Annotated in this window: 29 protein-coding genes and 1 pseudogene; 14 read left to right on the top strand and 16 right to left on the bottom strand. The window is 68.7% G+C overall.

Annotated elements, in window-relative coordinates; genetic code table 11:
- The first annotated feature begins 231 nt into the window (after positions 1 to 231).
- Genes ACZ69M_RS04340 through ACZ69M_RS04350 form a run of 3 tightly spaced genes read left to right on the top strand, consistent with a single transcriptional unit; the run spans position 232 to position 2,197 of the window.
- The gene (locus tag ACZ69M_RS04340) at positions 232 to 1,314 is read left to right on the top strand and encodes a sensor histidine kinase (protein ID WP_470046479.1); all 1,083 of its coding nucleotides are present in this window, start codon (positions 232 to 234) and stop codon (positions 1,312 to 1,314) included.
- Positions 1,263 to 1,568, top strand: coding sequence for a sensor histidine kinase (locus ACZ69M_RS04345; RefSeq protein ID WP_470046481.1), 306 nt, complete (start codon positions 1,263 to 1,265; stop codon positions 1,566 to 1,568). Before ACZ69M_RS04340 ends, ACZ69M_RS04345 begins: the two co-directional genes overlap by 52 nt.
- Positions 1,553 to 2,197: a response regulator transcription factor gene (locus ACZ69M_RS04350; protein ID WP_470046483.1), complete on the top strand. Its 645-nt coding sequence runs from the start codon at positions 1,553 to 1,555 to the stop codon at positions 2,195 to 2,197. Before ACZ69M_RS04345 ends, ACZ69M_RS04350 begins: the two co-directional genes overlap by 16 nt.
- Positions 2,198 to 2,233: 36 nt before the next feature.
- Here the strand turns inward: ACZ69M_RS04350 and ACZ69M_RS04355 are convergent.
- From ACZ69M_RS04355 to ACZ69M_RS04365, 3 genes are all read right to left on the bottom strand, one after another.
- A protein-coding gene (locus ACZ69M_RS04355) for an IS5 family transposase (protein WP_470046484.1) occupies positions 2,234 to 3,174 on the bottom strand; the annotation gives its coding sequence in 2 pieces (ribosomal slippage) (positions 2,234 to 2,806 and positions 2,809 to 3,174; 939 coding nt in all).
- Positions 3,175 to 3,182: 8 nt separating this feature from the next.
- A complete protein-coding gene (locus tag ACZ69M_RS04360) occupies positions 3,183 to 3,671 on the bottom strand; it encodes an alpha/beta hydrolase family protein (protein WP_470046486.1) in 489 nt (162 codons plus the stop codon).
- Positions 3,634 to 4,446: an alpha/beta hydrolase family protein gene (locus ACZ69M_RS04365; RefSeq protein ID WP_470046488.1), complete on the bottom strand. Its 813-nt coding sequence runs from the start codon at positions 4,444 to 4,446 to the stop codon at positions 3,634 to 3,636. The genes ACZ69M_RS04360 and ACZ69M_RS04365 overlap by 38 nt, the downstream gene beginning before the upstream one ends.
- Before the next feature lie 35 nt (positions 4,447 to 4,481).
- On the opposite strand from ACZ69M_RS04365, the gene ACZ69M_RS04370 reads away from it, so the two are divergent.
- Both ACZ69M_RS04370 and ACZ69M_RS04375 read left to right on the top strand, forming a co-directional pair.
- The gene (locus tag ACZ69M_RS04370) at positions 4,482 to 5,063 is read left to right on the top strand and encodes a helix-turn-helix domain-containing protein (protein WP_470046490.1); all 582 of its coding nucleotides are present in this window, start codon (positions 4,482 to 4,484) and stop codon (positions 5,061 to 5,063) included.
- Positions 5,064 to 5,257: 194 nt separating this feature from the next.
- Positions 5,258 to 5,569 (top strand): hypothetical protein, encoded by a 312-nt coding sequence (locus ACZ69M_RS04375; RefSeq protein ID WP_470046491.1) that lies wholly within the window; start codon positions 5,258 to 5,260, stop codon positions 5,567 to 5,569.
- A gap of 155 nt (positions 5,570 to 5,724) precedes the next feature.
- Here ACZ69M_RS04375 and ACZ69M_RS04380 read toward each other — a convergent pair whose 3' ends face one another.
- Entirely contained in the window at positions 5,725 to 6,192 is a 468-nt protein-coding gene (locus tag ACZ69M_RS04380; RefSeq protein ID WP_470046493.1) for a winged helix-turn-helix transcriptional regulator, read from the bottom strand.
- Between the two features lie 80 nt (positions 6,193 to 6,272).
- Here ACZ69M_RS04380 and ACZ69M_RS04385 point away from each other — a divergent pair, with 80 nt between their 5' ends.
- Positions 6,273 to 6,977, top strand: coding sequence for an SDR family NAD(P)-dependent oxidoreductase (locus ACZ69M_RS04385; protein WP_470046495.1), 705 nt, complete (start codon positions 6,273 to 6,275; stop codon positions 6,975 to 6,977).
- Between the two features lie 224 nt (positions 6,978 to 7,201).
- The gene (locus ACZ69M_RS04390) at positions 7,202 to 7,468 is read left to right on the top strand and encodes a hypothetical protein (protein WP_470047571.1); all 267 of its coding nucleotides are present in this window, start codon (positions 7,202 to 7,204) and stop codon (positions 7,466 to 7,468) included.
- Here ACZ69M_RS04390 and ACZ69M_RS04395 read toward each other — a convergent pair.
- Complete coding sequence (locus tag ACZ69M_RS04395) at positions 7,386 to 7,895, bottom strand: NUDIX domain-containing protein (protein ID WP_470047508.1); 510 nt, start codon at positions 7,893 to 7,895, stop codon at positions 7,386 to 7,388. The genes ACZ69M_RS04390 and ACZ69M_RS04395 overlap by 83 nt on opposite strands.
- A gap of 186 nt (positions 7,896 to 8,081) precedes the next feature.
- Between ACZ69M_RS04395 and ACZ69M_RS04400 the strand changes: the two genes are divergently transcribed.
- The 3 genes from ACZ69M_RS04400 (at position 8,082) to ACZ69M_RS04410 (ending at position 9,702) form a co-directional block, all read left to right on the top strand.
- Positions 8,082 to 8,336 (top strand): hypothetical protein, encoded by a 255-nt coding sequence (locus ACZ69M_RS04400; protein WP_470046497.1) that lies wholly within the window; start codon positions 8,082 to 8,084, stop codon positions 8,334 to 8,336.
- A 118-nt stretch (positions 8,337 to 8,454) separates the two neighbouring features.
- Positions 8,455 to 8,781 carry a phytoene desaturase family protein gene (locus ACZ69M_RS04405; protein ID WP_470046499.1) on the top strand — a complete coding sequence of 109 codons (327 nt, stop codon included), beginning with the start codon at positions 8,455 to 8,457 and terminating at the stop codon, positions 8,779 to 8,781.
- A gap of 774 nt (positions 8,782 to 9,555) precedes the next feature.
- The gene (locus ACZ69M_RS04410) at positions 9,556 to 9,702 is read left to right on the top strand and encodes a DUF1330 domain-containing protein (protein WP_470046501.1); all 147 of its coding nucleotides are present in this window, start codon (positions 9,556 to 9,558) and stop codon (positions 9,700 to 9,702) included.
- Between the two features lie 269 nt (positions 9,703 to 9,971).
- Here the strand turns inward: ACZ69M_RS04410 and ACZ69M_RS04415 are convergent, their stop codons facing one another.
- On the bottom strand, positions 9,972 to 10,139 hold the full coding sequence (locus ACZ69M_RS04415; protein ID WP_470046502.1) for a hypothetical protein: 168 nt from the start codon (positions 10,137 to 10,139) through the stop codon (positions 9,972 to 9,974).
- A 72-nt stretch (positions 10,140 to 10,211) separates the two neighbouring features.
- On the opposite strand from ACZ69M_RS04415, the gene ACZ69M_RS04420 reads away from it, so the two are divergent.
- Together ACZ69M_RS04420 and ACZ69M_RS04425 are read left to right on the top strand one after the other, a co-directional pair.
- On the top strand, positions 10,212 to 10,919 hold the full coding sequence (locus ACZ69M_RS04420; RefSeq protein ID WP_470046504.1) for a hypothetical protein: 708 nt from the start codon (positions 10,212 to 10,214) through the stop codon (positions 10,917 to 10,919).
- 617 nt (positions 10,920 to 11,536) lie between these two features.
- On the top strand, positions 11,537 to 11,740 hold the full coding sequence (locus ACZ69M_RS04425) for a hypothetical protein (protein ID WP_470046506.1): 204 nt from the start codon (positions 11,537 to 11,539) through the stop codon (positions 11,738 to 11,740).
- Positions 11,741 to 11,841: 101 nt separating this feature from the next.
- On the opposite strand, the gene ACZ69M_RS04430 is transcribed toward ACZ69M_RS04425, so the two are convergent.
- The 9 genes and pseudogenes from ACZ69M_RS04430 to ACZ69M_RS04470 form a co-directional block, all read right to left on the bottom strand.
- Entirely contained in the window at positions 11,842 to 15,360 is a 3,519-nt protein-coding gene (locus ACZ69M_RS04430) for a CHAT domain-containing protein (protein ID WP_470046508.1), read from the bottom strand.
- A 3-nt stretch (positions 15,361 to 15,363) separates the two neighbouring features.
- Positions 15,364 to 15,528 (bottom strand): hypothetical protein, encoded by a 165-nt coding sequence (locus ACZ69M_RS04435; protein WP_470046510.1) that lies wholly within the window; start codon positions 15,526 to 15,528, stop codon positions 15,364 to 15,366.
- Positions 15,528 to 16,175: a DUF6338 family protein gene (locus ACZ69M_RS04440; RefSeq protein WP_470046512.1), complete on the bottom strand. Its 648-nt coding sequence runs from the start codon at positions 16,173 to 16,175 to the stop codon at positions 15,528 to 15,530. Before ACZ69M_RS04440 ends, ACZ69M_RS04435 begins: the two co-directional genes overlap by 1 nt.
- Positions 16,176 to 16,404: 229 nt before the next feature.
- Complete coding sequence (locus ACZ69M_RS04445; RefSeq protein WP_470046514.1) at positions 16,405 to 17,412, bottom strand: hypothetical protein; 1,008 nt, start codon at positions 17,410 to 17,412, stop codon at positions 16,405 to 16,407.
- 307 nt (positions 17,413 to 17,719) lie between these two features.
- Positions 17,720 to 18,196: a winged helix domain-containing protein gene (locus ACZ69M_RS04450; protein WP_470047510.1), complete on the bottom strand. Its 477-nt coding sequence runs from the start codon at positions 18,194 to 18,196 to the stop codon at positions 17,720 to 17,722.
- Positions 18,179 to 18,280 (bottom strand): annotated as a pseudogene (locus ACZ69M_RS04455) (DUF427 domain-containing protein); the annotation flags it as partial. The gene ACZ69M_RS04450 and the pseudogene ACZ69M_RS04455, both read right to left, overlap by 18 nt.
- Before the next feature lie 57 nt (positions 18,281 to 18,337).
- Positions 18,338 to 18,775: a VOC family protein gene (locus tag ACZ69M_RS04460; protein ID WP_470046516.1), complete on the bottom strand. Its 438-nt coding sequence runs from the start codon at positions 18,773 to 18,775 to the stop codon at positions 18,338 to 18,340.
- A gap of 425 nt (positions 18,776 to 19,200) precedes the next feature.
- Positions 19,201 to 19,683 carry a cupin domain-containing protein gene (locus ACZ69M_RS04465; protein WP_470046518.1) on the bottom strand — a complete coding sequence of 161 codons (483 nt, stop codon included), beginning with the start codon at positions 19,681 to 19,683 and terminating at the stop codon, positions 19,201 to 19,203.
- Between the two features lie 173 nt (positions 19,684 to 19,856).
- Positions 19,857 to 20,600, bottom strand: coding sequence for a PIG-L deacetylase family protein (locus tag ACZ69M_RS04470; protein WP_470046520.1), 744 nt, complete (start codon positions 20,598 to 20,600; stop codon positions 19,857 to 19,859).
- A gap of 187 nt (positions 20,601 to 20,787) precedes the next feature.
- Here ACZ69M_RS04470 and ACZ69M_RS04475 point away from each other — a divergent pair, with 187 nt between their 5' ends.
- Positions 20,788 to 21,105 (top strand): transposase, encoded by a 318-nt coding sequence (locus tag ACZ69M_RS04475; protein ID WP_470046522.1) that lies wholly within the window; start codon positions 20,788 to 20,790, stop codon positions 21,103 to 21,105.
- Between the two features lie 129 nt (positions 21,106 to 21,234).
- On the top strand, positions 21,235 to 21,636 hold the full coding sequence (locus ACZ69M_RS04480) for an IS3 family transposase (protein ID WP_470047512.1): 402 nt from the start codon (positions 21,235 to 21,237) through the stop codon (positions 21,634 to 21,636).
- Here the strand turns inward: ACZ69M_RS04480 and ACZ69M_RS04485 are convergent.
- Positions 21,628 to 22,362, bottom strand: coding sequence for a TetR/AcrR family transcriptional regulator (locus tag ACZ69M_RS04485; RefSeq protein WP_470046524.1), 735 nt, complete (start codon positions 22,360 to 22,362; stop codon positions 21,628 to 21,630). The two genes, ACZ69M_RS04480 and ACZ69M_RS04485, sit on opposite strands and share 9 nt — an antisense overlap.
- Positions 22,363 to 22,376: the final 14 nt, after the last annotated feature.

Raw genomic sequence — 22,376 nt, forward strand, 5'->3', positions numbered from 1 at the left:
GTGGGGCCTGCCGCACCACGCGTTCCGACCCCTTCGGCCTCCCGGCCGCGGAGAAGAAGAACACGGGTGCTGGGTCCCTGCGATGGTGGAGATAACCCCAGTGCGCGGACTCGGGCCGGCAAGTCATCATCAACTTCAGGCCCGTGACGGTGGCTTGGCATCGGCCGGCCGGTCGACCGGTCGACGCGGCACCGAGCACGAAGATGGACCGATGCACGACGATGGAGCGCGATGACTCACTCCGGCGAGCGCCACTCCCCCGGTGGCACACCGCAGTCGGGGGTACGTCCCGCGACCGGCGTCGCCCCGCGCGCCGGTCTCGCCCTGCGGGTGAACCTGCTGGGCTGGTCGCTGGTGCTGCTGCTCGGCGCGGTCCTGGGTTTCGGCCTGCTCACGCTCTGGATCACCTCGGTGACGCTCGTCGTGCTCGGGGCCGGCATCCCACTGGCCCTGCTTTCGACCGTCCTGGTGCGCTGGTTCGCCGACCTGCACCGCCAGTGGGCCGCCGACCTACTCGGCGAACCGGTGGCCCGGCCGTACTCGCCGACACCCGACGGCGGTTGGCTGGTGCGCCTGGGGGCGATCCTGCGCGACCCGGCGACCTGGCGGGACTGGGCCTGGCTGGTGGTCAACTCGATCACCGGGTGGTTCACCTACGGGCTGTCGTTCCTGTTCTTCCTCTGCGGCGTCTTCCACTTGAGCTATCCACTGCTGTACGCGCTGACCCCTCCTCAGGTGTTCCGCACGCCGCTGGGCAACGGCTTTCGCCTGCACAGCGTCCAGGAGTCGTTCGCGCTGGTTCCTCTCGGCCCGGTGTTCCTCCTGCTCTGGTACACCACCGCGGAGCGGCTGGCGAACCTCAACGCCCTGGTGATCCGCTCCCCGCCGGCGCCCACCGCGCAGGCACAACTACGAGCCCGTGTCGCGCAACTGGCCGCCTCGCGAGCCGAGACCGTCGACACCCAGGCGGGCGAACTGCGCCGGATCGAACGGGACCTGCGCGACGGCGCACAGGCCCGACTGGTGTCGCTGGGCATGAGCCTTGGCCTGGCCGAACAACTCCTGCCCGGCGATCCGCAGGCCGTCCAGCAGCTGCTGGCCGAGGCCCGCGCGCCGACCGCCGACGCCCTGGCCGAACTGCGCGACCTGGTACGCGGCATCCCTCCGCCGGTGCTCGCGGACCGCGGCCTGGACGGTGCCGTGCAGGCGCTGGCCCTGGCGAACCCGATACCGACGACGGTGATCACCGCCTGCCCGGACGGTTGCCCGCGCCGGTCGAGTCCGCGGCCTACTTCGCCGTCGCCGAGGCCCTGACGAACGCCATCAAGCACGCCCAGGCCCAACACATCCAGATCACCGTGGAGTTCACGCCCAGCCCGGGCACGACGACGGGGTTGCTGACGATGCGGGTGTCCGACGACGGCGTCGGGGGCGCCAGTCCCGACGGCGGCACCGGCCTGCGGGGCATCGCGCGCCGCCTCGCGGCCTTCGACGGCACCCTGACCGCCGACAGTCCGCCCGGCGGACCCACCGAGATAAGGATGTCGCTGCCGTGCGCATCGTCATAGCCGAAGACCTCGCCCTGCTCCGCGAGGGCCTGATCAGGATCTTCCAGACCAACGGCTTCGAGGTCGTCGACGCCGTCGACAACGGCCCTTCGCTGATCAGGGCGCTGACGACCCACCGGCCCGATGCCGCGGTCGTCGACGTGCGGCTGCCCCCAGCCTTCACCGACGAAGGTCTGCGCGCCGCGATCGACGTACGCAAGCGGATCCCGGGCCTGCCCATCGTGGTGCTCTCGCAGTACGTCGAGCAGCTGTACGCCGGGGAGTTGATGTCGGACCGCGCCGGGGCGGTGGGCTACCTGCTGAAGGACCGGGTGCTGGATGTCGGCCAGTTCGTCGCCAACGTCCGGCAGGTCGCGGCCGGCAGTACGGTCATGGACCCCGACGTGGTCGGCGCTCTCCTCACGCACCGCTCGGCAGACCCCCTCCTGCTGGAACTGACCCCGCGTGAGCACGAGGTGCTCTCGCTGATGGCCCAGGGCCGCTCCAACGCCGCCATCGCCGGCCGGATGTTCGTCAGCGAGAAGACCGTCAGCAAGCACAGCTACAACATCTTCACCAAACTCGGACTCGAACCGTCCGAGGACGACAACCGCCGAATCCTGGCAGTACTCGCCTACCTGGAAGGCTGAGCCGCCTCCGAGGCCGACTAGGAGCTGTCCGGCCGATCATGTGCGGAGCCAGATGACCAGGGCGGCTGCTGTGACTGTGCCAAGGAAGACATAGCCGCGCTTGTCAAAGCGGGTGGCGACTGCCCGGGAGTTCTTCAGCCTGTTGACGGCCCGCTCGACGGTGTTGCGTTTCTTGTAGCGATCCTTGTCAAAGCCGGGCGGTCGTCCACCTCGCGATCCTTTGCGCAGGCGGGCGGCCTTGCTGTCGGTGTTCTCCGGGATCGTGTGCCGGATGCCTCGTTCTCGCAGGTACTGGCGGCAGGGGCCGTTGCTGTAACCCCTGTCTGCCGCGACGCTGTCGGGCTTCTTGCGGGGCCTGCCCGTTCCGAGGCGAGGAACCCTGATCTTCTCCAGCACCGATGCGAACTGGGTGCAGTCCGCCCGTTGCCCTGCAGTGACGATCAGGGACAGCGGGCGGCAGAGGCCGTCGGCACTCAGGTGGATCTTGCTGGTGAAGCCGCCGCGTGAGCGGCCCAGGCCCTCATTTCGTTCGTCGCCACCACCGCCGGCCGACCGACCAGACTTCGGCATGATCTCTCGACTTGGTGTTCTGTTTCCTCGCCCCCTTTTGACCTGGCGTGTCTCAGGGGTGGATCGGTACGGGCACCGGCCGCGTGCTGATGGGCGCGCACAATAGTGGAGTCCACCGACACGTCCCAGTCGATCTCGCTTACCGCATCGGCCATGGCCTGCACGTGCTGCAGCAAGCGTTCCCATGTGCCGTCCGCCGACCATAACCGGTGCCGCTCGTAGATCGTCTTCCAGGGCCCGAACCGCGTGGGCAGATCACGCCATGGCACCCCGGTCCGCACCCGGTGAAGGATCCCGTCGATCACCTGTCGATGATCTCGCCAACGCCCGCACCGCCTGTTGCTCACCGGCAGGTGTGGCCGGAGTCGTTCCCACTCGACATCCGAGAGATCGCCGCGTTCAGGCATGGCCTCCCCTAACGTCGCGTCAGCCAGGTCGCGATCTCGTCCACCACCGCGGGGGCAACATGTCCTTGCCTCGCATACTCGGCCGGGGTGGGTTGGCCGCTGCCGGGAAAGAACAGGTGGTTGGCGTCCTGGTGGATCCGGATCGTCACCTCCGGGCGGCGCGCCAGGGCGCGCTGCCAGCGTGACAGGTCATCGGCGACGGTCACTTGGTAGTCCCGCCCGCCCTGCAGGATCAGCATCGGGCAGTCCAGTTGGGCTGCCGTGGCCACCGGGTCGTAGGCACGCAGATCGAGCCAGTAGGCGGCGGAGAAGCCCAGTGGCAGCAGCTTTGGCGGTGTGTCAGGTGTGAGTTCTGGGTCGGTCACCGACGCGGCTTGCCGGACGAGTGCTGCCACCGCCTCGTCCGCGCTCGGACCGGGGGCGAGCTCCGCGAGATAGCGGGCCACCCGAACGGCCGCCTCATGCATCGGCTGCGTGTCCGCAGCGAGCAGCACCATACCCGCGATCGACGGGTCGGCGGCGGCGATCCGGGGCGCCGCCTTGCCCCCCCATGCTATGGCCGAGCAGGTGGATCCGGTCCGGCGCCACCTCGGGATGCTGCCGCAGCAGCCGGACGGCGGCGAGTGCATGAGGCAGGTACTCGTCGGCCATGGTGAAGTCCGATGGCAGACGATCCGCGTGCGCGAAGGTCACCTTGTCGAAGCGCAGCACGGCCACCTGCCGGGAAGCGAGCCCCCAGGCGAGGTCCTTCAGCGGCTTGTTCGGGCCGCTGCTTTCGTCCCGGTCGAACGCGCCGCCACCGCTGAGCAGCACCACGGCGGGCCACGGTCCGGGATGGGCGGGCAGGCTGAGCGTACCGGGGACCGCGAGCGGCCCGGTACCGACCAGGACCTCCCGCTCGGTGAACCGGTCCGCATCCGCGTAGTGCGGCGGCTGCCACACGGCGCCGCTGTGCGGATCGAGTCTCAATCCGTGCAACAGACCGTCGTCGCCGACCGAAGTGACCACGACGAAGCCGCCGTTGGCGCAAGTCACCGGGATGCGCACGCGCACCAGGTCGGCCTCGCCGGCCTCGGTCACCGGCTGCTCGATCACTTTGACCCCGCCTTGTCCGGCGGCCTCGGCCGTCCACGCGAGCCGCAGCGCCTCGGCCGAGACCGCGGCCCTCAGTGAGGGCGCGAACAGCCCCATGATTTCGCCGAACCGCTCAGCCTGCAGCAGCGCGGCGAAGCCCCGCGCCACATCCAGTGCCCCACCCTCATTCATTCTCATACTTGAGAAAGGTAGCAGTCGTGAGAAAGTTGAGCATGGACTCCCTGCACCTGCTCGCCCACCCCATCCGGTTGCGGATCGTGCATGCAATGGGCGGCGGAAGGCTGCTGACCACCGCTCAGCTCTGCGCGCGCATTCCAGAAGCCTCCAAGGCCACCATCTACCGGCACATCGATCTCCTGATGGGCGGCGGGATCCTCGAGGTGGCCGAGGAACGCAGAGTGCGCGGCGCCGTGCAACGCCACTACCGGCTGCGACAGGACCGGGCCGTGATCGGCCCCGAGGTGGTCCGCACACTCACCCCCGAGGACCACCGGCAGGCTTTCGCCACCGCAATGACCGCCCTGCTGGCCGAGTTCACCGCCTATCTCGACCGCGACGGAGCTGATCCCGTGACCGACCAGGTGGGTTACCGCCAGCACGCACTCTGGCTCAGCTCGGCGGAGCTGGAGGAACTGATCGGCGAGCTGCGCGCGGCCATCGCGCCGAAACTTGCCAACCAGCCGAGTCCCGAGCGAGCGCAATACCTGCTCAGTCCCATCCACTTCCCGATGGAAGCCCCTCAGCTGGAACCCGAGCGGCAAACCACAGGCGCCGAGCAGGAGCCAGACACATGATCGGCCGGACAGCTCCTGGGTGCCGAACCGCCCTCTGAGACAGGGGTATCCCGTCGGGGGTTACCTGCGCTCAGGAGTCCGGTCAGACTCGGCGCATGGGAGATGGCACCTCATGGTCGCTGGATGATGACTGGGATTGGCTGATGCAATGCGCACGAGCTCATGATGCGTCGCTGCGTGGGACGGACTCGTGGGTGCCTCCCGTCGAGGAGGAACTGGCGCTGGCCGCCCGGGCAAGTGCGTTGAGCCAGTGGCATCCCTCCACCAGTCACAACTACCTCCGGTTCTCGGACGGCCCTCCGCCCTGGGTACCTGGAGGACGCAGCGACTCGAGATATCTGCCGGGATGCATCTCCTTCGCGAAGGAGGGAGCGGACGGCGGCGCTGTCTTCCGAGTCTGGAGCGGATTCCTGTTGCAGACCCCTGACCCGGTGCTCGTGCTGGCCACCCCGGAGGCCGTGGTCGCTGTTGAGGCCCTGGTGAAGGTTCTGACCACCGACAGCTGAGAGCCAAGGGGCCTGGCGGGGTGCAGGTCACGCCGATGTAGTGCACCGGCTGCCCGGCGGACGACCTCGTCGGACGACCTCGCTGTCGATTCCCTACAGAGCGATCATTCGCACTTCCCAACCGCTCACGCACGTCTCTCGGCCGTCTTCACCACTCACGTTGCCTCGTCGTAGGAGCGGCGGGCCGCTTCGATCTCGTCGTTGTGGTCGGTCGCCCACTGCACGAAGGTGTAGAAGGTCTCGCGCAGGCCGTGCCCCAGGGGGGTCAGCTCGTATTCCACCCGGGGTGGCACCTGCGGGTAGACGGTGCGCGTCAGCAGGCCGTCGCGCTCCAGGTGGCGCAGGGTGATGGTGAGCATGCGTTGGGAGATGCCGGGGACCTGATCGCGGAGGACTCCGAAGCGCAGCGGGCCTGCCGCGAGGATGCCGACCACCAGCACCGACCACTTGTCACCGACGCGGTCCAGGGTCTCGCGGATCCCGGCACCGTTGTCCGGCCAGGCCGCGCACGGGTGCGGTGGGACTGCCGACGGCGCGGGCGGAGTCTCAGAGGAGTCGTCGGTCGCCGGAGCGTGGGAGGCGGCAGGGGCGTCGTGGGGATCAGCGGTGTTACTACCGAACATGCTTGTGCCTTTTGTGAGCATCGTCCTGAGTTACTACCGTGGCGTTACCTACAAAGGGTAACTATTGAGAGGGGCTCCCCATGCCCACACCCCCGTCCACCATCGCCGTCGTCGGCGCCGGAGCCAACCTGGGCCGCTCCATCGCCCGCCGATTCGGCAGCGCGGGCCACCGCGTCGCCCTGATCGCCCGCAACCGGCACAATCTGGAGGCCCTCGCTTCCTCCCTCGCCGACGAGGGCATCACTGCGGGCGTCTACCCGGCCGACGCCAGCGACGAGAAGACGCTGACCGATGCCCTCGAGGCGGCCTCCGGCGACCTGGGCCGCATCGGCGTCCTGTCCTACAGCCCCGCCCCGGTGTGGAGCCACGCCGGTGAGGGCCTGCCCGACATGGCCGCCATGGGCTTCACCAGCACCCTGGAGACCACCCCGGCCTCCGCCCGCGCCCAGTTCGATCTCACGGTCGGTGGCGCGCTGACCGCCTCTGCCGCCGTGCTGCCCGCGATGCGCGAAGCCCGCGACGGAGCACTGCTGTTCACCACCGGTCGCTCCGCCGTCGACCCCCTGCCGTTCCTGGGCAACGCGGGCATCGCCCAGGCGGGCCTGCGCAACTGGGCCGGCGGCGCCCACACCGAACTGGCCTCAGACGGTGTCTACGTCGGCCACCTGAGCGTGGGCGTGCCCATCCTGCCCGGCGCCGGAGAGGGCGACCCCGACGCCATCGCCGACCGCTGGTACCAACTGGCCCAAGCCCGGGACACCTTCGAGACCACCATCGGTTTCTGAACCCGCGGCGCCCAGCTCCTCCCCATGGGCTGGGCGCCGCAACATCAGGCGGAGCCAGGGATCGACACCGCCCGGGGGGGGCAGTTGGGGATCGGCCACGGGGGAAGCGAAGCGGTCTCGCATCTGTCAACGAGAACCGGACTACTCCACTCTGCCGGAATCCGCCTCGTCGGAATCCCCTCACTCAAGGAGAGAGCGAGTCCGCCCGCGGCCAGCTTCTGGCCGTGAAGGACGGCATCGACCAGATGCTCGAACAGCTCGATCTCACCGACGACGAACGCGATGCTCTCGAAGGAGACCGCGAAGCGGTCACCGCTCTTGCCGTACGCCTCGCCGACACCCCCACACCCTTCGGCCCAACCCCCAGAGAGCTCGGAACGACCAGCGGCTTCATTCCTCTGACCCAGCTCACGAACACCCTCTCCGCGAAGACGCCGGGTCAGCGCGATGTGCAAGATACCGACCGAAAATCTCCTGACTATCAGGAGTGAAGGTCCACTGCTGCAGAGCCCGCCGCAGCTCGGACTCGGTCAGCCACCCATGCCAAGCCACTTCTCCCAGGTCGACGGCGCCGGTCTCCGGAACCACGGCATCGCACACCCCAAGCCAGTAAGGGCTGAGCCCACCCCGGTTGAGGAACTTGAACCGAAGGCACACTGTCGCCCGCGCCCCCAGCTCCTCACTGAGCTCGCGGGCAGCCGCCTGCTCACAGGGCTCGCCGACTCCCGCAGCACCCCCGACCCCAAGTTCGTAGTGCCCTGGGAAACGGGACAGCTGCTCGGCACGCCGATGGACGAGAAAGCGACCGTGTCCATCGCGACACACCACCATGCCAACCCGGTGCAGCCAGCCCTCCCGGACAGCCTCCCTCCGGCCGACCAATCCCAGCACTCGGTCCTGAGCATCGACACGTTCCACGAGTTCATCCACAACGCATTCGCTCCCAAACACCACTGACACCCGACCGAAATGCCCAGAGGGTCAGGCCATCAGCCCCGTCGAGCGAACTCCACTGCACCGAACGAAAGATCACGCTCCTGTCTTGATTCTCAATAACTTGTCGTTTTCCGGTGTCGATGGGCGCCATGGACGCACCTGGAACGGATGCGGCGGTACCCGGACATCGCCAGACGGGTGCTGCGCCTGGAGTACACGTCGGTCAGCCTCAACCCCAAGGCGAAGCTGTTCGGCCGGCGCAGTCTGCTGGAGCAGTTCGACCCTGGCCGGGCCGCGGACCGGCCTGTCCTCGCCGCGTTCGAGGAGGAGCTTGCCTGCCCGTGGGCGCTGTACCACGTGCGGCGGATCCTGCCCGTGGCGAAGGCGGACCCGACTCGGCGCGCGCGGGCGATGCGCGGGTGAACTCGATGTCCGAGCCGTCCACGCGGACCTGCTGGGTGAGCAGGTCGATGTGCATGGGGCCCAGGCGCAGGACCGTCTCGCTGCTGTTGCTGTCGGGGTCCCGCGATACCCCGTGCCCATGGTGCAGGTACGTATCGAACAGTACGCCCCCGGCTTCACAGAAACCGTCGTCGCCAGCCGCGGTATCAGCGCCCGCGACTACGAGGCCTACAACCCCAACTACGTCGGCGGGGACATCAACGGCGGTGCTGTGACCCTGAAGCAGAGCGTGCTCCGCCCAGCCCCCCGGGTGAATCCCTACCGCACGCCGCTCCGCGGCGTGTACCTGTGCTCCGCATCCACACCGCCAGGACCTGGCGTGCACGGGATGTCCGGTTACCTGGCCGCCCGTTCCGCACTGAGACACGAATTCGGCATTCACACGACACCAAGCCTCGCCCCCTGACCGGATCGCCCGCACCCGTCCATGAGGTGGCGGGCACGACAGACCGCCGAGGTCCCTCGTGCACGGCCTGTGCAGCCTGGGTACGTCGCTTACTTGCCCTGGCCCGGGCCCCACACGACCGCGGACCGGAAATGCTTTAATGTGCGAGCCATGACGGCTGATGAACGTGAAAACCCTGGCACCGAGAAGGAGTTAGCGGCGACTCCTTGGAGCTGGGGGGGCCTGGGCCCGGTCGGCGGGTTCCTCTTGGTGCTCTCCGGAATCGGTCTGCTCCTGTGGGGATTCCTGGGCCGGACAAGCTCCAGCCCTTCACTGATCTACCAGGCCGCGAAGGTCGTGGCGATCGGCCTGGTGGTCACCGGTACCACTCTGGTGGCGCGCCGACGTGACTCGTCACGATGCCCGGACGTAGAGACAGAGTCTGCTCCACGGTCGTGATACGTACCGGTCCGAGCCGGAGATCTGGCTCGCGCCGGCGGCGCGCCGTTGCAGCAGCTGTTCACAGTCCTGGCCGGACCCGTCGCCGGGTCCACCCAGGAAGACGGCCACCGACGTCGTTCCCTTCCTGGTCGAGGACGAACTCATCAAGCTCGGAGGCGTCTACTCCAAGGCCGACGACTGGCAGCCGTACGTCCTACAGGACGGTCTGCTGATCACCGGGCAGAACCCGGCCTCCTCGGCTCCCGCGGCCGGCGCCCTGATCGAGCTGGTCAACAAGGGCAGGTCGTCGGATGCGGGGCGATCGAAACCCTGGAGGACGCGCCGTTCGACGGGGTGCTGATCCATCTCTTCCCCAGCGTTGCGGACGCCCGGGCCTGGTACGAGAGCCCGGCCTACCAGGCGGCGCTGCCCCACCGCCAAGGGGGTGCGGACTACCGCGTGTTCATCGTCGAGAGAGTCGGCGACACCCAGGGCCGCTGAGACTGCTTGGCCGGCGGCCACCGGCGTCTTCCACCACCTCCACCGACGGCGACACCCCCATGACCGGAGCCGTCACCGCACTGACGACGCCACGTCACTGAGCCCGGTCTGCGCCCGCCGTGGCTTCACGCACCACTGGCAGGGTTGGAGGGGGAAGGTCTCGCCTGCCACGGTGATATCGCCGATCTCCGTCACGGGAAGTCCGGTCCGCTCGCGCCTGAAGCAGCTCCCGCCTTGCCAATCGAACCGGCTCCACAGCTCGGCGGGCTTCAGTCCCATTCCGGCTCCTCCTCTGCGAGGTGGGGCAGAGGGGTTCCGCCGACAACGGGCACGAAGCGCACCGGATGGGCATGCCAGATGAACCTGTCGCGTCCGGCCGAGAGGGGGAGCGTGAACTCCTCGCCGTTCTCCAGGGCTTCGGCGCGCTCGCGCGCCATCCGTCGGACAGCCGGTCCCAGACATAGCCAACCACCGACGCGCCGATGGCCGAGGCGATGACGCGCATCTGAATGCGAGCCCAGCGGATCGCGCGGTCCGGCGTGGACATGGCCGCGAGCGCGAGCTGCTTGCCGTCCTCCTGGCGCCACTCGCACCAGAACCCCGACTTGGGCACCACCGGTTCCGGTACGGCGATGGTGCACCACGTGAGTGTGCCGTCCTCGCCGGTCCCCCAGTCCTCGGCGAGGGCCGGACGCACCGAAGCCGAACAGCACGGCAAGGCCGGCGAAGCCGCCCACAATCAGGCCCTGCGCGCATTCGCCATCGCCCTCTACGCCCCCGACCAGGCCACCGCGGAAATCGACCTCGCCCACCAGCTCCTGGCCGGCCTCAATCTGCGCGCCACCACCATCAACGTCCGCCGGGCCGAACTCATCCGCGACGCAGGCAGCGACCGTGCCGACGACCAGATCGCCACGCTGCGCACCGAACTCGATATCGCGGGCCTCGCCTCCCTGACACCCGCGATCGAGCTGGCCGGCGCCTTCCACCACGCCGTCCTCGACGACCACATCGCACTGAACGCCACCCTCACCCGGCTACGAGAACAGACGTCCGACGAAGATCACGCCTACTTCGTCGACATCGCCCACTTCATGGCCGGCCTGCCCCTCGATGACCCGTCGCCGGCACAGTGGATCGACGGCGAACCAGCCACCCGCAGCCGCTGGCGGGCCCTGGTCACCACACGGCGCGAGCACCTGGACTCACTGCGATGACAGCTGCGGGACGTGCCTCACCTCACACGTCCCGCAACGTCAACACCGGAACAAGCAGGGGAAGTTCACCGTTCATCTACATGTGGCTGCGGAGGGGACAGTGTCCCCGGGCCTCACCTACAGCCCATGGGGACGATCGTCCGGCGATGCCCCATGGAGCCTTCCGCCGCGAGGCGACCGCCCTCCGCACGCCACCACCTCCGGCCCCGGCTGGCTTCCCCCGTCCAGCCGGGGCTTTCACCGCAGCGTGAGCGCAACAGAACGCCCGCTGGGCCGCCCAACGCGCTGACTCAGCGGCTGGCATTCCGTTCCCTCACGAGCCGCATCTCGCCGGTAGGTGCACCCCCGTGGCAGGGCCGGCGGTGATCGGAAAGCGTTCCTCGACCCCGGCGACACCCGCTTCGTCTCGTCGCTCGACCGCTACGGTCGCAGCCTCCAGGACCTCACCAACAGCGACGATCGAGCCAGCCACAGAGCCCTGGCTGGGCCGACGGCGATGCAGTGTTCTTGTAGGTTCGCAATCGGAATGTCACGTTCCATCGTGACGACCTGCATGCTCCCGCACTGTCTCGTTCGGTTGGCCCGTCATTCCGTCTCGCGATTTTGGCCCTTATGTCGTGGTGCCACCCAACGGGATCACCTCCCAGGTGATGGTCGAGTTCGACTTCGGCGGTGGCGTACGACTCCGTCAGGTGCAAAGCACCGGTCTCGTACGTGGCGGCTGCAGCGCCGAGCACGACCTCGAAGGCCCGTGTGGCGGCGGTCCGCAGCTCGTTCAGCGGCTCATCGGGCCCGAGATCGAAAATGAGCCCACGGCTTGACACAATGGGGATCCATGAGCGGATGCCGATGACAGACAGCTACCGACGCAGTTGGCCGAGTCGACTGCGGGTCAACCTCCGATACGACGGAGTGTGCGTAATCAGGCGCCCGCGTGGACGTGTGCGGCCCACACCGACGGCAGGTTCGGATACTTCGTCCTGAGCTGCCTGACCGTGCGATGGACCGCGGCCGACGCGCACAACGCACCGGATCGATCCGCGATCAACTCGCCGTAGATCTGCTGACTGAAGGCTGGTGCCACGGCGTCGTCGACGCGCCAGAGCGTGCCGACTACCTGGGAAAACCCGGCTATCTGAAAAGCCGCCAACGGGTGGATCGCCTCGTCGGACAGGCGCGCGGTGGTGCGGGCCGTGTCGCAGGCCGACAGGAACGCGAACTCCGCGTTCCGCAGGCGCAGCCCGGAAATGTCCAACACCCTAAACGGCGTGCGATCGTGGTCGTGCAGCGCGAGGTGGCTGTCCGAAGGGTTTTCCGGGTCGCTGTACCCGTGGCAGGCGAAGTGCGCCCAGCCACTGGCCGGCAATGCGTCGAGAACGGCGTCACGAGTCGCGTCCGCGCCGACCAGGACCGTGGCGCCGGGTATGAGAGCGGCCAGGTGGTCGGCTTCGGCCTGTGCACCGGGCAGGTCCGGGGCGTCCGGAGTGTGCGGCATCGCGACCACCAGCAGCCGCGGCTCGTTCCGGTCGTCGCGGCGGCCCGCGCGGGCGTGCCCCAGGGCGCGGATCGTCGGCGTCGTCGAGGAGACGACGCGATCGAGGAGCACAGGTCCGCCGTCGCGGTGGTGGCCCGCCGCGTGCAGCGGGAGCAGGCTGAGCGATCCGACCGGGGCCCACCAGATCCTTGGCCACGGACCATCCGCCGCCGGTTCCGCCGTCAGCCCCAGTTCGCCGAGCACAGGGCCCACGACAGTGTCCCACAGCCACTCGAGCGTGTCATGGATCGCCTGCTCGGCGATCAGCCGCCCCTCCGTGAACGCGGTGTGCAGAGCGCGTACGCGGTGACTCACGGTCTCTTCGCTCAGCCGGTCCAGCGCGCGTGACCGGACCCCGTCCGGAGTGATGAGCAGCGCGTCACACCGGTGCCGGCTGACGTTGATGTACACGATCGGGCCCTCGTGCGCCTGCGCGGTGAGGTCGGTGAGCAGCGGCGGCCGTAGGAACCGCTCCATCCCGGGCAGCGCACGGATCCGGTCGGTCACCGCGTCGAGCTCGTCGGCGAGGGCCACGCGGTCGCTCGTGGTGTCGGTTTCGAACTCCGCGGTGAGCGTCCGGAAGCGCTCGGCCAGCTCGGGTGCCCGCTCGCGCAGACCGGAAAGATCGCTGCGGCTGTCGAGTGCCTGGGCAGCGAGCACGCAGCGCCCGGATTCAAGCAGGGTCACCGCGCTCACCTCGTCGCCGACGACCAGCGCGCACGCAGCCGCGTCGGCGGCAACCCCGGCGAACCGGCCGAGCCAGTACTGGGCGTCCTCGCGGCCCAGGCGGCGCCCGGCGAGCCGGGGCAGCAGCCGGACCGCGGCGGCGTATCCCTCGGCGGCCACGTCGAACTGCCCTGCCTCGGCGGCCAGACCGCCCCACCGGTCCGCCGCTTCCGCCCGCATGGCCGTCGGCGATCCGGCAGACGCCGCGGCCTCCCGATAGCAGCCGAGTGCCTCGGCCAGCGCGTCGCCGTCGCCGAGGTGCCGGAAGCCGAGCGCTAGGACGTCGGCGACGCGGGTCAGTGAACTCGCCCGCCAATAGGCGTCCTGCTCGGGCCTCCGCGCCGCACTCCGGGCCAGGCCGACCGCCTCGGCGAGGACCTGCGGATCCGGCGGCTCCCGTCGCGCGACGGCGGGTGCGACGGGGTTCGTGCACCAGTCGCCGAGCGCAGCGGCCAGGCTCGAGGTGTACCGGGGCCAGTGCGGGCTGTCCTCCGGAGTCGCGGCCACGGACGCGCGCCGCGCGGCGATGGCGTCCCGCAACGCGTTCCGGTCGCCGAACTTCTCGTACGCCTTCTCCAGCACACCGCCGAGATTGGCCAGCCGCACTGCCCGGTCCGGGTCGCCGTCCGCCGTCACATCCGTGGCCGCGCGGTGCGCGTCGATCGCCTCGTCGAGCACGCTCGCCTCGCCCGTCCTGGCGAAACAGTCGGACAGCATGGCGCCAAGGTTGGAGAGCCGCTGGGCCTGCCCGGGGACGAGGCTCGCGCCGAGGCGGACGGACTCCCGCGCGCGGTCGACCGCCTCTGACAGAACCTGCAGTTCGCCGGTCACCCGGAACCGGGTGTGCAGCACGGCGGCGAGGATCTCGAGTAAATACGGGTGGCGGGCCTGCCCTGCGGTGACCTCGGCGGCACGGCGAGCAATGTCGATCGCGTCTATGACGTGAGCCAGCTCTCCGGTTGCATGGAACAACGCGTGCAGGTTGACGGCAAGGTTGCCCATGAACTGGACCCGCCGCGGATTCCCCGCGGATGTGCACGCGACCGCCTCCCGCTCGATCATGACGGCCTCCGCGAGCGCGACGCGGTCCCCGAACGCTTCACCGCGGGTGGCCAGCGCCGCAGCGAAGTGGTCCAGCCGCACGCCGCGGCGTGGGTGCCCGGCGGGGGTTGCCGCCGCCACCGAGCGTCCCAGCTCGATCGCCCGCTCGAGCAGGGCCGAGTCCCGGGTCAGCTCGAACTCGGCGGCGTAGCGGCCGCACGCTTCGGCTTCGGTGTCGGCGCGTTCCCAGTCGGGGGTTGATTTCGGGCGCTCGCCGGTGAGCGCGGCCCAGTCTCGTTCCGTGGTCGTCAGCTCGACGAGGTTCTGCGAGTGCTGCGGATCGGTAACCGGGGTGTGGGCCACCAGCGTCTGCCGGACCCGGAGCAGTTCGGACAGATCATCCCGCGCTCCGCGAGCCTGGTAGCGGTCGTCGAGAAGGTACGCGAGGTTCTTCAACCGGTCGAGCACGTCGGACGACCCGGCCGGCGTGAGCTCCACCGCTCGCCGCGCGGCGTCGACAGCCTCCTCCACGACACCGGTCTCCCCGGTCTCATGGGACCAGTCGCGCAGGACGACGGCGAGGAAGTGCAGGCTCCTCGCGGTGAGCACGTCATCGGGGGAGCACTCGACGGCAGCCCGCGCGTGCTCCACGGCTTCCGCCAGGGAGGCGAGGTCCTTCGTCACAGTGAACGCCGTCCGCAGCGCGACAATGAGGTTACCCAGGTAGAACGCTTTCTTCGTGGACGGTTCCTCGTCAACGGCCGTCCGGCTCCACTCCAGCGCGTCGGCCAGGGTTCCGCGGTCCTGGTTCTGCCGGAACGCGGTATGCAGCAGCATGCCGATGTTGTTGGCGTAGTTGGCGGAGTCCTCCGGGCTTTCGTACGCCAGGAAGTAAGCCTCCGTGACAATGCGGACGGCTTCCTGCAGGAACTCGAAGTCGCCGGTCTGGTGGTAGCGGGTCTGCAGCAGGCCCCCGAGATTGGACAGGACCAAGCGGCGCTCGGCCACGTCCCCCGCGGCCAGCACGGCACGGCCGAGGTCGATCGCCGTCTCGACCGACGCGGGGTCCGCGCTGTGCCGGGCCACGTGGAACGCCTCCCAGAACCGCTCGGCCAGGCCGTTCACAGGCCCGCCACCCATCCGTCAGTCCTCGTTGCCGTTCGAGGTGCCAGCCGGGCCGCCAGGCGCCTCGTCCGGCTCGGCGACCGTGCGTTTCGGGGTGTAGCCGCGTTCCGCGGCCTCCTGCAGCAGTGCCACCTCTTCGGGCGAGAGCTCGGGTTCGGGCAGGGGCTCGGGTTCGTGCGCCATTACCGCTCCTCCTCCGGCACGGTCGCCGGTTCTCCGGGTTCGACGAACTCCAGCACGTCGAAGTCTTCCGCCCGCAGCCGCAGGCCCGCCGTCCCGCGCACGCGCGCGCCGAACGCCCCGTCGGCACCCATCACGCGCGCCGATTCGAGGTACAGCTCGGCCGGGTGGGGGTACGAGGAGGCGTACGACCGGTTCCCGTACCAGCCGCCCGCCCAGTTGCCGTCCTTGAGCCGCACGCGCACGAAGCATGGTTCGCGGTCGCGGAATGCGTGGTCCCAGGCGCTGGGCGTGCGCAGGAACCGAGCCTTGCGCCGCTGCCGATCCACCAGGGAAACGGTGACCGCCGCCATGGCCGGCACGACGAGGAACAGCACCGCGGCGACGAAGCCGACCACTTGCGGTCGGTCCACGAAGCCGTCCCAGCCGCCGGCGCCTCGGGCCAGGCGAACCAGCGCTGGCCCCGCCACCACTGCGTACAGGGCGTCCAGCGCGATCGACGCGACGATCGCCCGCAACACCCGCTCACCCAGATCACGCTCACCGGGCACCGGACCACGGCGGCGTTCCCGGACGAACTGATAGGTGACCCCGGGCAGCACCAGAAGGACGAGCAGAGCGAGCTGCACGACGGTCGCAGGCGCCTGCACTCACCACCCCCATGTCTCACGGACTCCGCTCGATCAGGCTACTGGCTTGCCTCTCCGCGGTCGGCAGAACACCCCTTTCCGCGGCTACTGGGAGGCAGCGGGCCGGCCTCGGCGACGCCGGTCCGCATGAGCCCGTTGATCTGCGGGACGGGGCTCTGTCCTACGGCCGCGCGGACGTAGCCGACGACGGCTGGGGCCGATGGGGTTCGCCGTAGGGAGGACGCGGTCGTCATCGGGTGTCCACCTGCTCATGGTCGGGACGGCCCGGAGGGCGCCATGGGTAGAACGGCAGGCTGCGGTCGCAGGGTTCTTGCTCGACCCAGCGGATCAGTGGGGCGCGTATGCCGACGGCTTCCACGCCGTCGTCGGGGACGGCCGACACCTGGAAAGTCGGGTACGTGGCAGCGCCGGCGACCGTCGACGGTGGGGTATGCCCGCAGTACACGGCCGTGCCGTCGTCGCTGCCGAGGCGGAATGCGATCTCCCGGCCAGAGCCCGCGGGCAGGGTCTCCTCGGTGAGCCGGCGTACCTCCGCTCTGACGACGGCCCGGTTGGGCTGGTCGGGGTGGCGGCGCTCGTAGCCGTGGAGGGTGTACGCGGGCAGCGGGAAGTACGCCAGGTTGTCCGTGTCCGTCGCGCGGCGGGCCAGGGTGGGGTCGCAGCGCAGGAAGAAGGCGAACGCGTCGAGGAGGGTCTCGATGACGAGGTGGCCGCCAACCGTGTCCCTGTAGGCGCTGTGGGAGCGCTCGTTCGTGCCGTTCCCGTGGCCCTGACCCCTTCTGTTACCGAGGACAACGGCGGGCAGCTGGTCGTACGGCTGCCAGGTGGGCAGCACCCGGTAGCCGTCGCCTTCGCCGACGACGCGGTCAACGTGGAGGTCGAGGGTGGCGGGGAGGTGGATGTCGGCGTTGCGCGCCAGCACCAGTCCGAGGACGACCTGTCCCTGCGGGTCGGTCTCCTGCAGAGACAGGTAGCGCTGGGCGGCGGCCCCACTCAGGCCGGCGCGGAGAACCTCGAGGTCGAGAGTGCGGACGGCCGCGAGAGCGGGGGCGATCTCCAGGCAGACGCCTTCGGATTCGACTTTCAGACCGTGTGTGCGGGAGAGCGTGGTGTCAGTAGAGGCGGCGGCTTCCCAGACGTGGGTGATGTAGAGGGCCAGGCCGTGCATCTTCTGGCGCCCCTTGGCGTGGCGGTCGGGGTCGGCGATCGGGAACAAGCCTGTGGGCTTCTGCGCCATGGAGGTTCTCCCGGGTGACTCCGCTGTGGAGCGAAGGGGGCAGAGTATCGCCGGGCGGTACCAGAGCGCCCCGGGATTCAAGACGTTGACGGGTCGTTTCGCGGCGAACTCCGTCGTGGTCCCAATGTCTTCCGTGACTATGGAGCCAAGCGAAGGTGCGCTCAACGACCCACCGACTGCTCCCCCAAGAGCAAGCCACAACCCTCCGAGAAGCGGAAATCCCGCGACGATCACCACAATCTGAAACGATCATTAAACACTCAGTTCAGCGGCCATCAAAGCATCTCTGACCCGCAAAGACCCCTGCTCAGACCGACACCCAACTGTGGCACGGATTCCTGAAACGATCACTACATTCGCAGTTCAAGGACACTGCTCGCGCAGTGATCAGTAGCGGATTTGTCACAGACGGCCGCCTCCGGGATCGCCCGGCACCGGTAGCTACCGAGGGCGAGATCCGCTGTCGCAGCAGGCTCCCCACCACGGCGGCCTCCCCGGCAACGAGCTCATGGACCAGCCCGGCGACGTCCTCCAGGGCAAGGCCGGCCGTGTCGGCGAGCGCTGCCAGGTCCACGGTGCGGCCGTCGACCGGCGGGCGCAGCACTGCCTCCGCCTCGCGCGCGAACTCGTACACGACGTCGGCTGCGGTCAGCATCACCGTGTCCTCGCCGAAGTCGAGCACCACGCGGGCGATCGTCAGCCGCACCCGCAGACCGCCGTCGACGGGGACGGCGTCGATGTACGGCAGGCTCGGCACCATCCGGCCGACGGCCTGGCCGCCCAGCGTCCCCCGGATGCGGCGGGGGACGGGCTCGACATGCCCGACCGGCGCGATCAGGCTCGGGTGCTGGACATTCTCCGAGGTCATCGTGAGTACCTCGATCAGTGGTGGGCGCTCGGCAGGGGAAGTGGCGCGGGCCGGTGGTCAATCGGCATGGAGACCGCGAAGCAGGCCGGTGGACTGACCCACCTCGATGAGGTAGCCGTCGGGATCGCGCAAGTAGCAGCGCAGTTCCGAACCGCGGTCTAGGGGTTCGGTCAGGAAGTGAGCGCCCTTGGCGACCGCGTGGGCGTGGAAGGCGGCCATGTCCGCGAGGCGGACATTGAGAAAGCTCGACACCCGTTCGGTGTTCTGGGGCACCTCGAGGGTGACGCCGGGTTTGTCGGGGGTGGGGCCACCTCCAGGATTCATGATGATCCAGCTGTTGGCCACCTTCACGATCGCCGGGTTCTCCTCCATCACGACCTCGCCGCCGAACACGTCGGCGTAGAAACGCCGTGATCTCTCCACGTCGCGCACGGTCAGGAAGTGTGTGACAACGAGCCCTTGTTGCGGGGCGGGTAGATCACCGTGAGTCGTCATGGTCCGTCATCCTTACTGTGCATGGAAAGTGCCGCCGGTCGTGAGCGGGACCGACCCTTGTGGGGCATGCGCGGACCGCTGCCGTGGCTGCAAACCGACAGCTACCCTCGGTCCCCCTTCGGACATGCCGCAACAGAAGTGACCGATCAGCCCCGGCATATGTGAGACCTTCCAGATCGCCCCACCACGCAGTGCCCCGCAAGTGGGACCGTGGCAGGGCCGTTGACGCATCGCACCCGCTTCACATCCTTGTGACACGATGCTTCACCTTGCCTCGTCGATGGACTCAGCGGCCATGAAACGAGCATCGGCAGACCTATTTACACCTGCCGTATGTGACAACCCCGAAGCGGTGGCGCGCGCGACAGCACCACCGCTACGACAAGGCTGATCACAGAAACCGGACCAGGAGAGAGGACTTCGGGTTAGTCCACGAAGTAAGAGTCGTGCTTCTCGAAGAACTTGGCGCGCTCTTCGTCCGTGGCACTGGCAAGCTGCGACACCTGCTCGAAGTACTCTTCACGCGGGGCTCCCGGTGTGAAGAGCAGCAGCATTTCGGCCGGAGCGTCGGAGTCGTTACGGAAGGCATGCAGTCCGCCTTGCGGCACATGCAGGAAGTCGCCCTTCTGCGCGTCGATCCACTGTGCGCCGTCGAAAATGCGAACGGTGCCGTCGAGGATGTAGAAGGACTCCGATATGGTCTTGTGGTAGTGGGGCTTGGGGCCGCCTGCCTTCGCCTTCATCTCGAATCGATAGAGGCCGAACTCGCCCCGTGTGGTGACCGTTGTCGCCAGGTAATGAATGGCGTCCTTACCGACTTCTCCGTGATTCGGCGCGGTGTTCGCCGGACGGAAACCAGCGCTGACCTCTCCGCCCTCTCCCCAATACACCTGTTCCGGATACGACATATTTACCATCCCCTATGTTTGTTGGATGCACGATGATAGAACGACGTACTGATGGGGAATGCACAGGCCGCTTCGGCGTTCGCCGACCGACGGCCTCACCTGATTTCCCCGGTGTGCTGACGACCATGCTCCAGTGACGCCCTGCGGAGGTGCGGCAGGAGCCCTTCGCCCGGTCATCGGCTGAACAATTCGAATACGACGGCCGCCTTCCCGCCGAACCGGGCACTGTGCGCGCTGGTGCTGTCCGTCAGGAAGCGGCGTACGTACGTCTCGGGATCCTCGTCGGTCAATGTCTCGATGTATGCGCGATGCTCGAGCAGCGACAGCACTGCCTGCTCGAGACCCCGGTCCGCACTCACTGCGTGGGTGGGGTTCGGGGAGTTGGCGACGGCGACCCACCGGACGCCATTCCACGGCGCAAGCTCCTGCTCAGCCAGTTCCGGGAAGATCCAGCGGTTGCCGGCGTCCGCTGCCGCGTCGAGGACGGCGCGCCCCACCGCCACGTGATCCGGGGTGTTCCAGGTACCCGGCCCCCAGGTCGCATGGTGGTTCAGGGTGACCACCAACTCGGGCCGGTGACGGCGGATGGCTGCGGCGATGTCGCGACGCAGCGATACGCCGTACTCGATCGTGCCATCCCGGTGGTCGAGGAACTCCACCACGCGGACACCGACGACGGCGGCACTGGCGCGCTGCTCTTTCTCCCGCAGCGGTCCAGATTCAGCCGGCGCCAGCGTGTCGATGCCCGCTTCGCCGCGTGTGGCGAGGACATAGGCGATCTCACGGCCGTCCTGGATCCAGGATGCGACAGCAGCCGAGCACCCATACTCCAGATCATCAGGGTGGGCCACCACGGCAAGGGCACGCTGCCAGTCGGCCGGCATCGGCTGCAGGGGCGGGAGATTCGAATCGGTCACAGTACCTGCTTTCATAGATTCTTCCCGTGGTGGTGCGAGAACGGCCGGCGGGGCTGAGGCCGCCGGAACTGCGACAGGGCTTGACAGATAGACCAGACCGAGGGTTCTCGTGTGACGTATCTCCCCGGCCTACCCTGAACCTCTCCGGGTTTGATGGAGACATCGAAGACCCGGAAGGATGCCGATCATGGCTGCTCCCCGTAAGTACCCCGACGAACTGCGCGAGCGTGGGACGCGGCTGGCGATCGAGGCCCATGAGGACCCCGCCGGCCGTGCCGGTGCGATCAAGCGGATTGCCGACCAGCTCGACGTGCACCCCGAGGTCCTGCGCGGCTGGGTCAAGCGCGCCGAGACCGGCAAGGCCATCGTGCCCAGCACCAACAGCACGGATGCCGCACGGATCGCGGAGCTGGAGCGGGAGGTGAAGGAACTACGGCGCGCGAACGCGATATTGAAGTCCGCCTCGGCTTTCTTCGCCGCGGAGCTGGACCGTCCACTGCGATGAAGGTCGCCTACATCGACCAGTACAAGGAGACGTTCGGCGTCCAGCCGATCTACGACGTCCTAGACGGACGCGCCCATCGCGCCGAGCACCTACTTCGCCGCCCGTAGCCGGGAGCCCTCAGCTAGCAGCCTGCGAGACGAGCACCTCACCAAGGAGATCTGCCGGATCCACGAGGCCAACTACGGCGTCTACGGCGCCCGCAAGATCCACGCCGCCCTCGTGTGCGAGGGATTCGACGTGGCCCGGTGCATGGTCGAGCGCCTCATGCGCGCGGCCGGTCTGCGCGGGGTGATCCGGACCAAGAGCCCACGCACCACCCGTCCCGCACCCGAAACCGTACCCAGAAGGCGCAGGAGTCTCACATGGCATGCCCTCTGGCGCTCCGCACACCGGCGCAGGCAACGGCACAGCATCACTCAGGCGCCGCCCGAGGAGCTGCCCCCCCTTGAGACGCTCAGCGCGTTCGACTGGGCCGAGGGCACCGATTCGCCATCCACGCGGGCACCGGCTGGAAGGCATACCTCAGGGTGAGGGCGCGGTGCCGGCGTCGCCGTGCGCCGTCGCCCGGATCGCCTGGATGTGGAGGTCGATCTGGGCGGCGAAGAGCGCGTCCTCGTCGAGGGTGATGGCGAGGGCCGGTACACGGGAGGCCCTGGGCTCATTGCGGGCGATGTCCGCGTAGAGGGCCGAGAGAGCCGCGTCGTCCTTCCGGCGGACGTCGTCGTCGAGCGATTCGCGCATGGCGTCGAGGGTGAGCAGGCCCATCACGGTGTCCGTGAAGAGCTCGTAGTGGAAGAGGGCCTGCTCCTGGGTCAGGCCGGCATCCAGAAGGAGCCGGAGGGTGGCCAGAGCCACGGCCTGGTCGCCCGGGCCGCCCGTGTTGCGGTAGCCGAGCCACGCCAGGGTGACCGCGTGCCGACGGCCCACATCCCGTCCCAGAAGGGCGAGTTGGCGCAGGTCGGCCGCCCAGTCCCCGCTGGGGGCGAACCGCTCGCCGATCTCCACGAAGATCTGGTCGGCGAGGGCGAGCATCAACTCGTCCTTGTCGCGGAAGTGCCGGTACAACGCCGTGGCGACGACGCCGAGGCGGGCGCCCAGGGCCCGGAAGGAGACGCCGGCCGGGCCTTCGGCGGTGCTGATCTCCACGGCCGCCTCGATGATCTGCTCCCGTGTGAGCGTGCTCCCCCGGCGTCGCCCTCCGGTGGTCCCTGCCGCTCCCATGGGCTTCCCTCCCGCGCTGTCTGCCATGCGTGTCATGCCTGCGGGTGATC

The sequence above is a fragment of the Streptomyces sp. NPDC107454 genome (genome assembly GCF_055582885.1).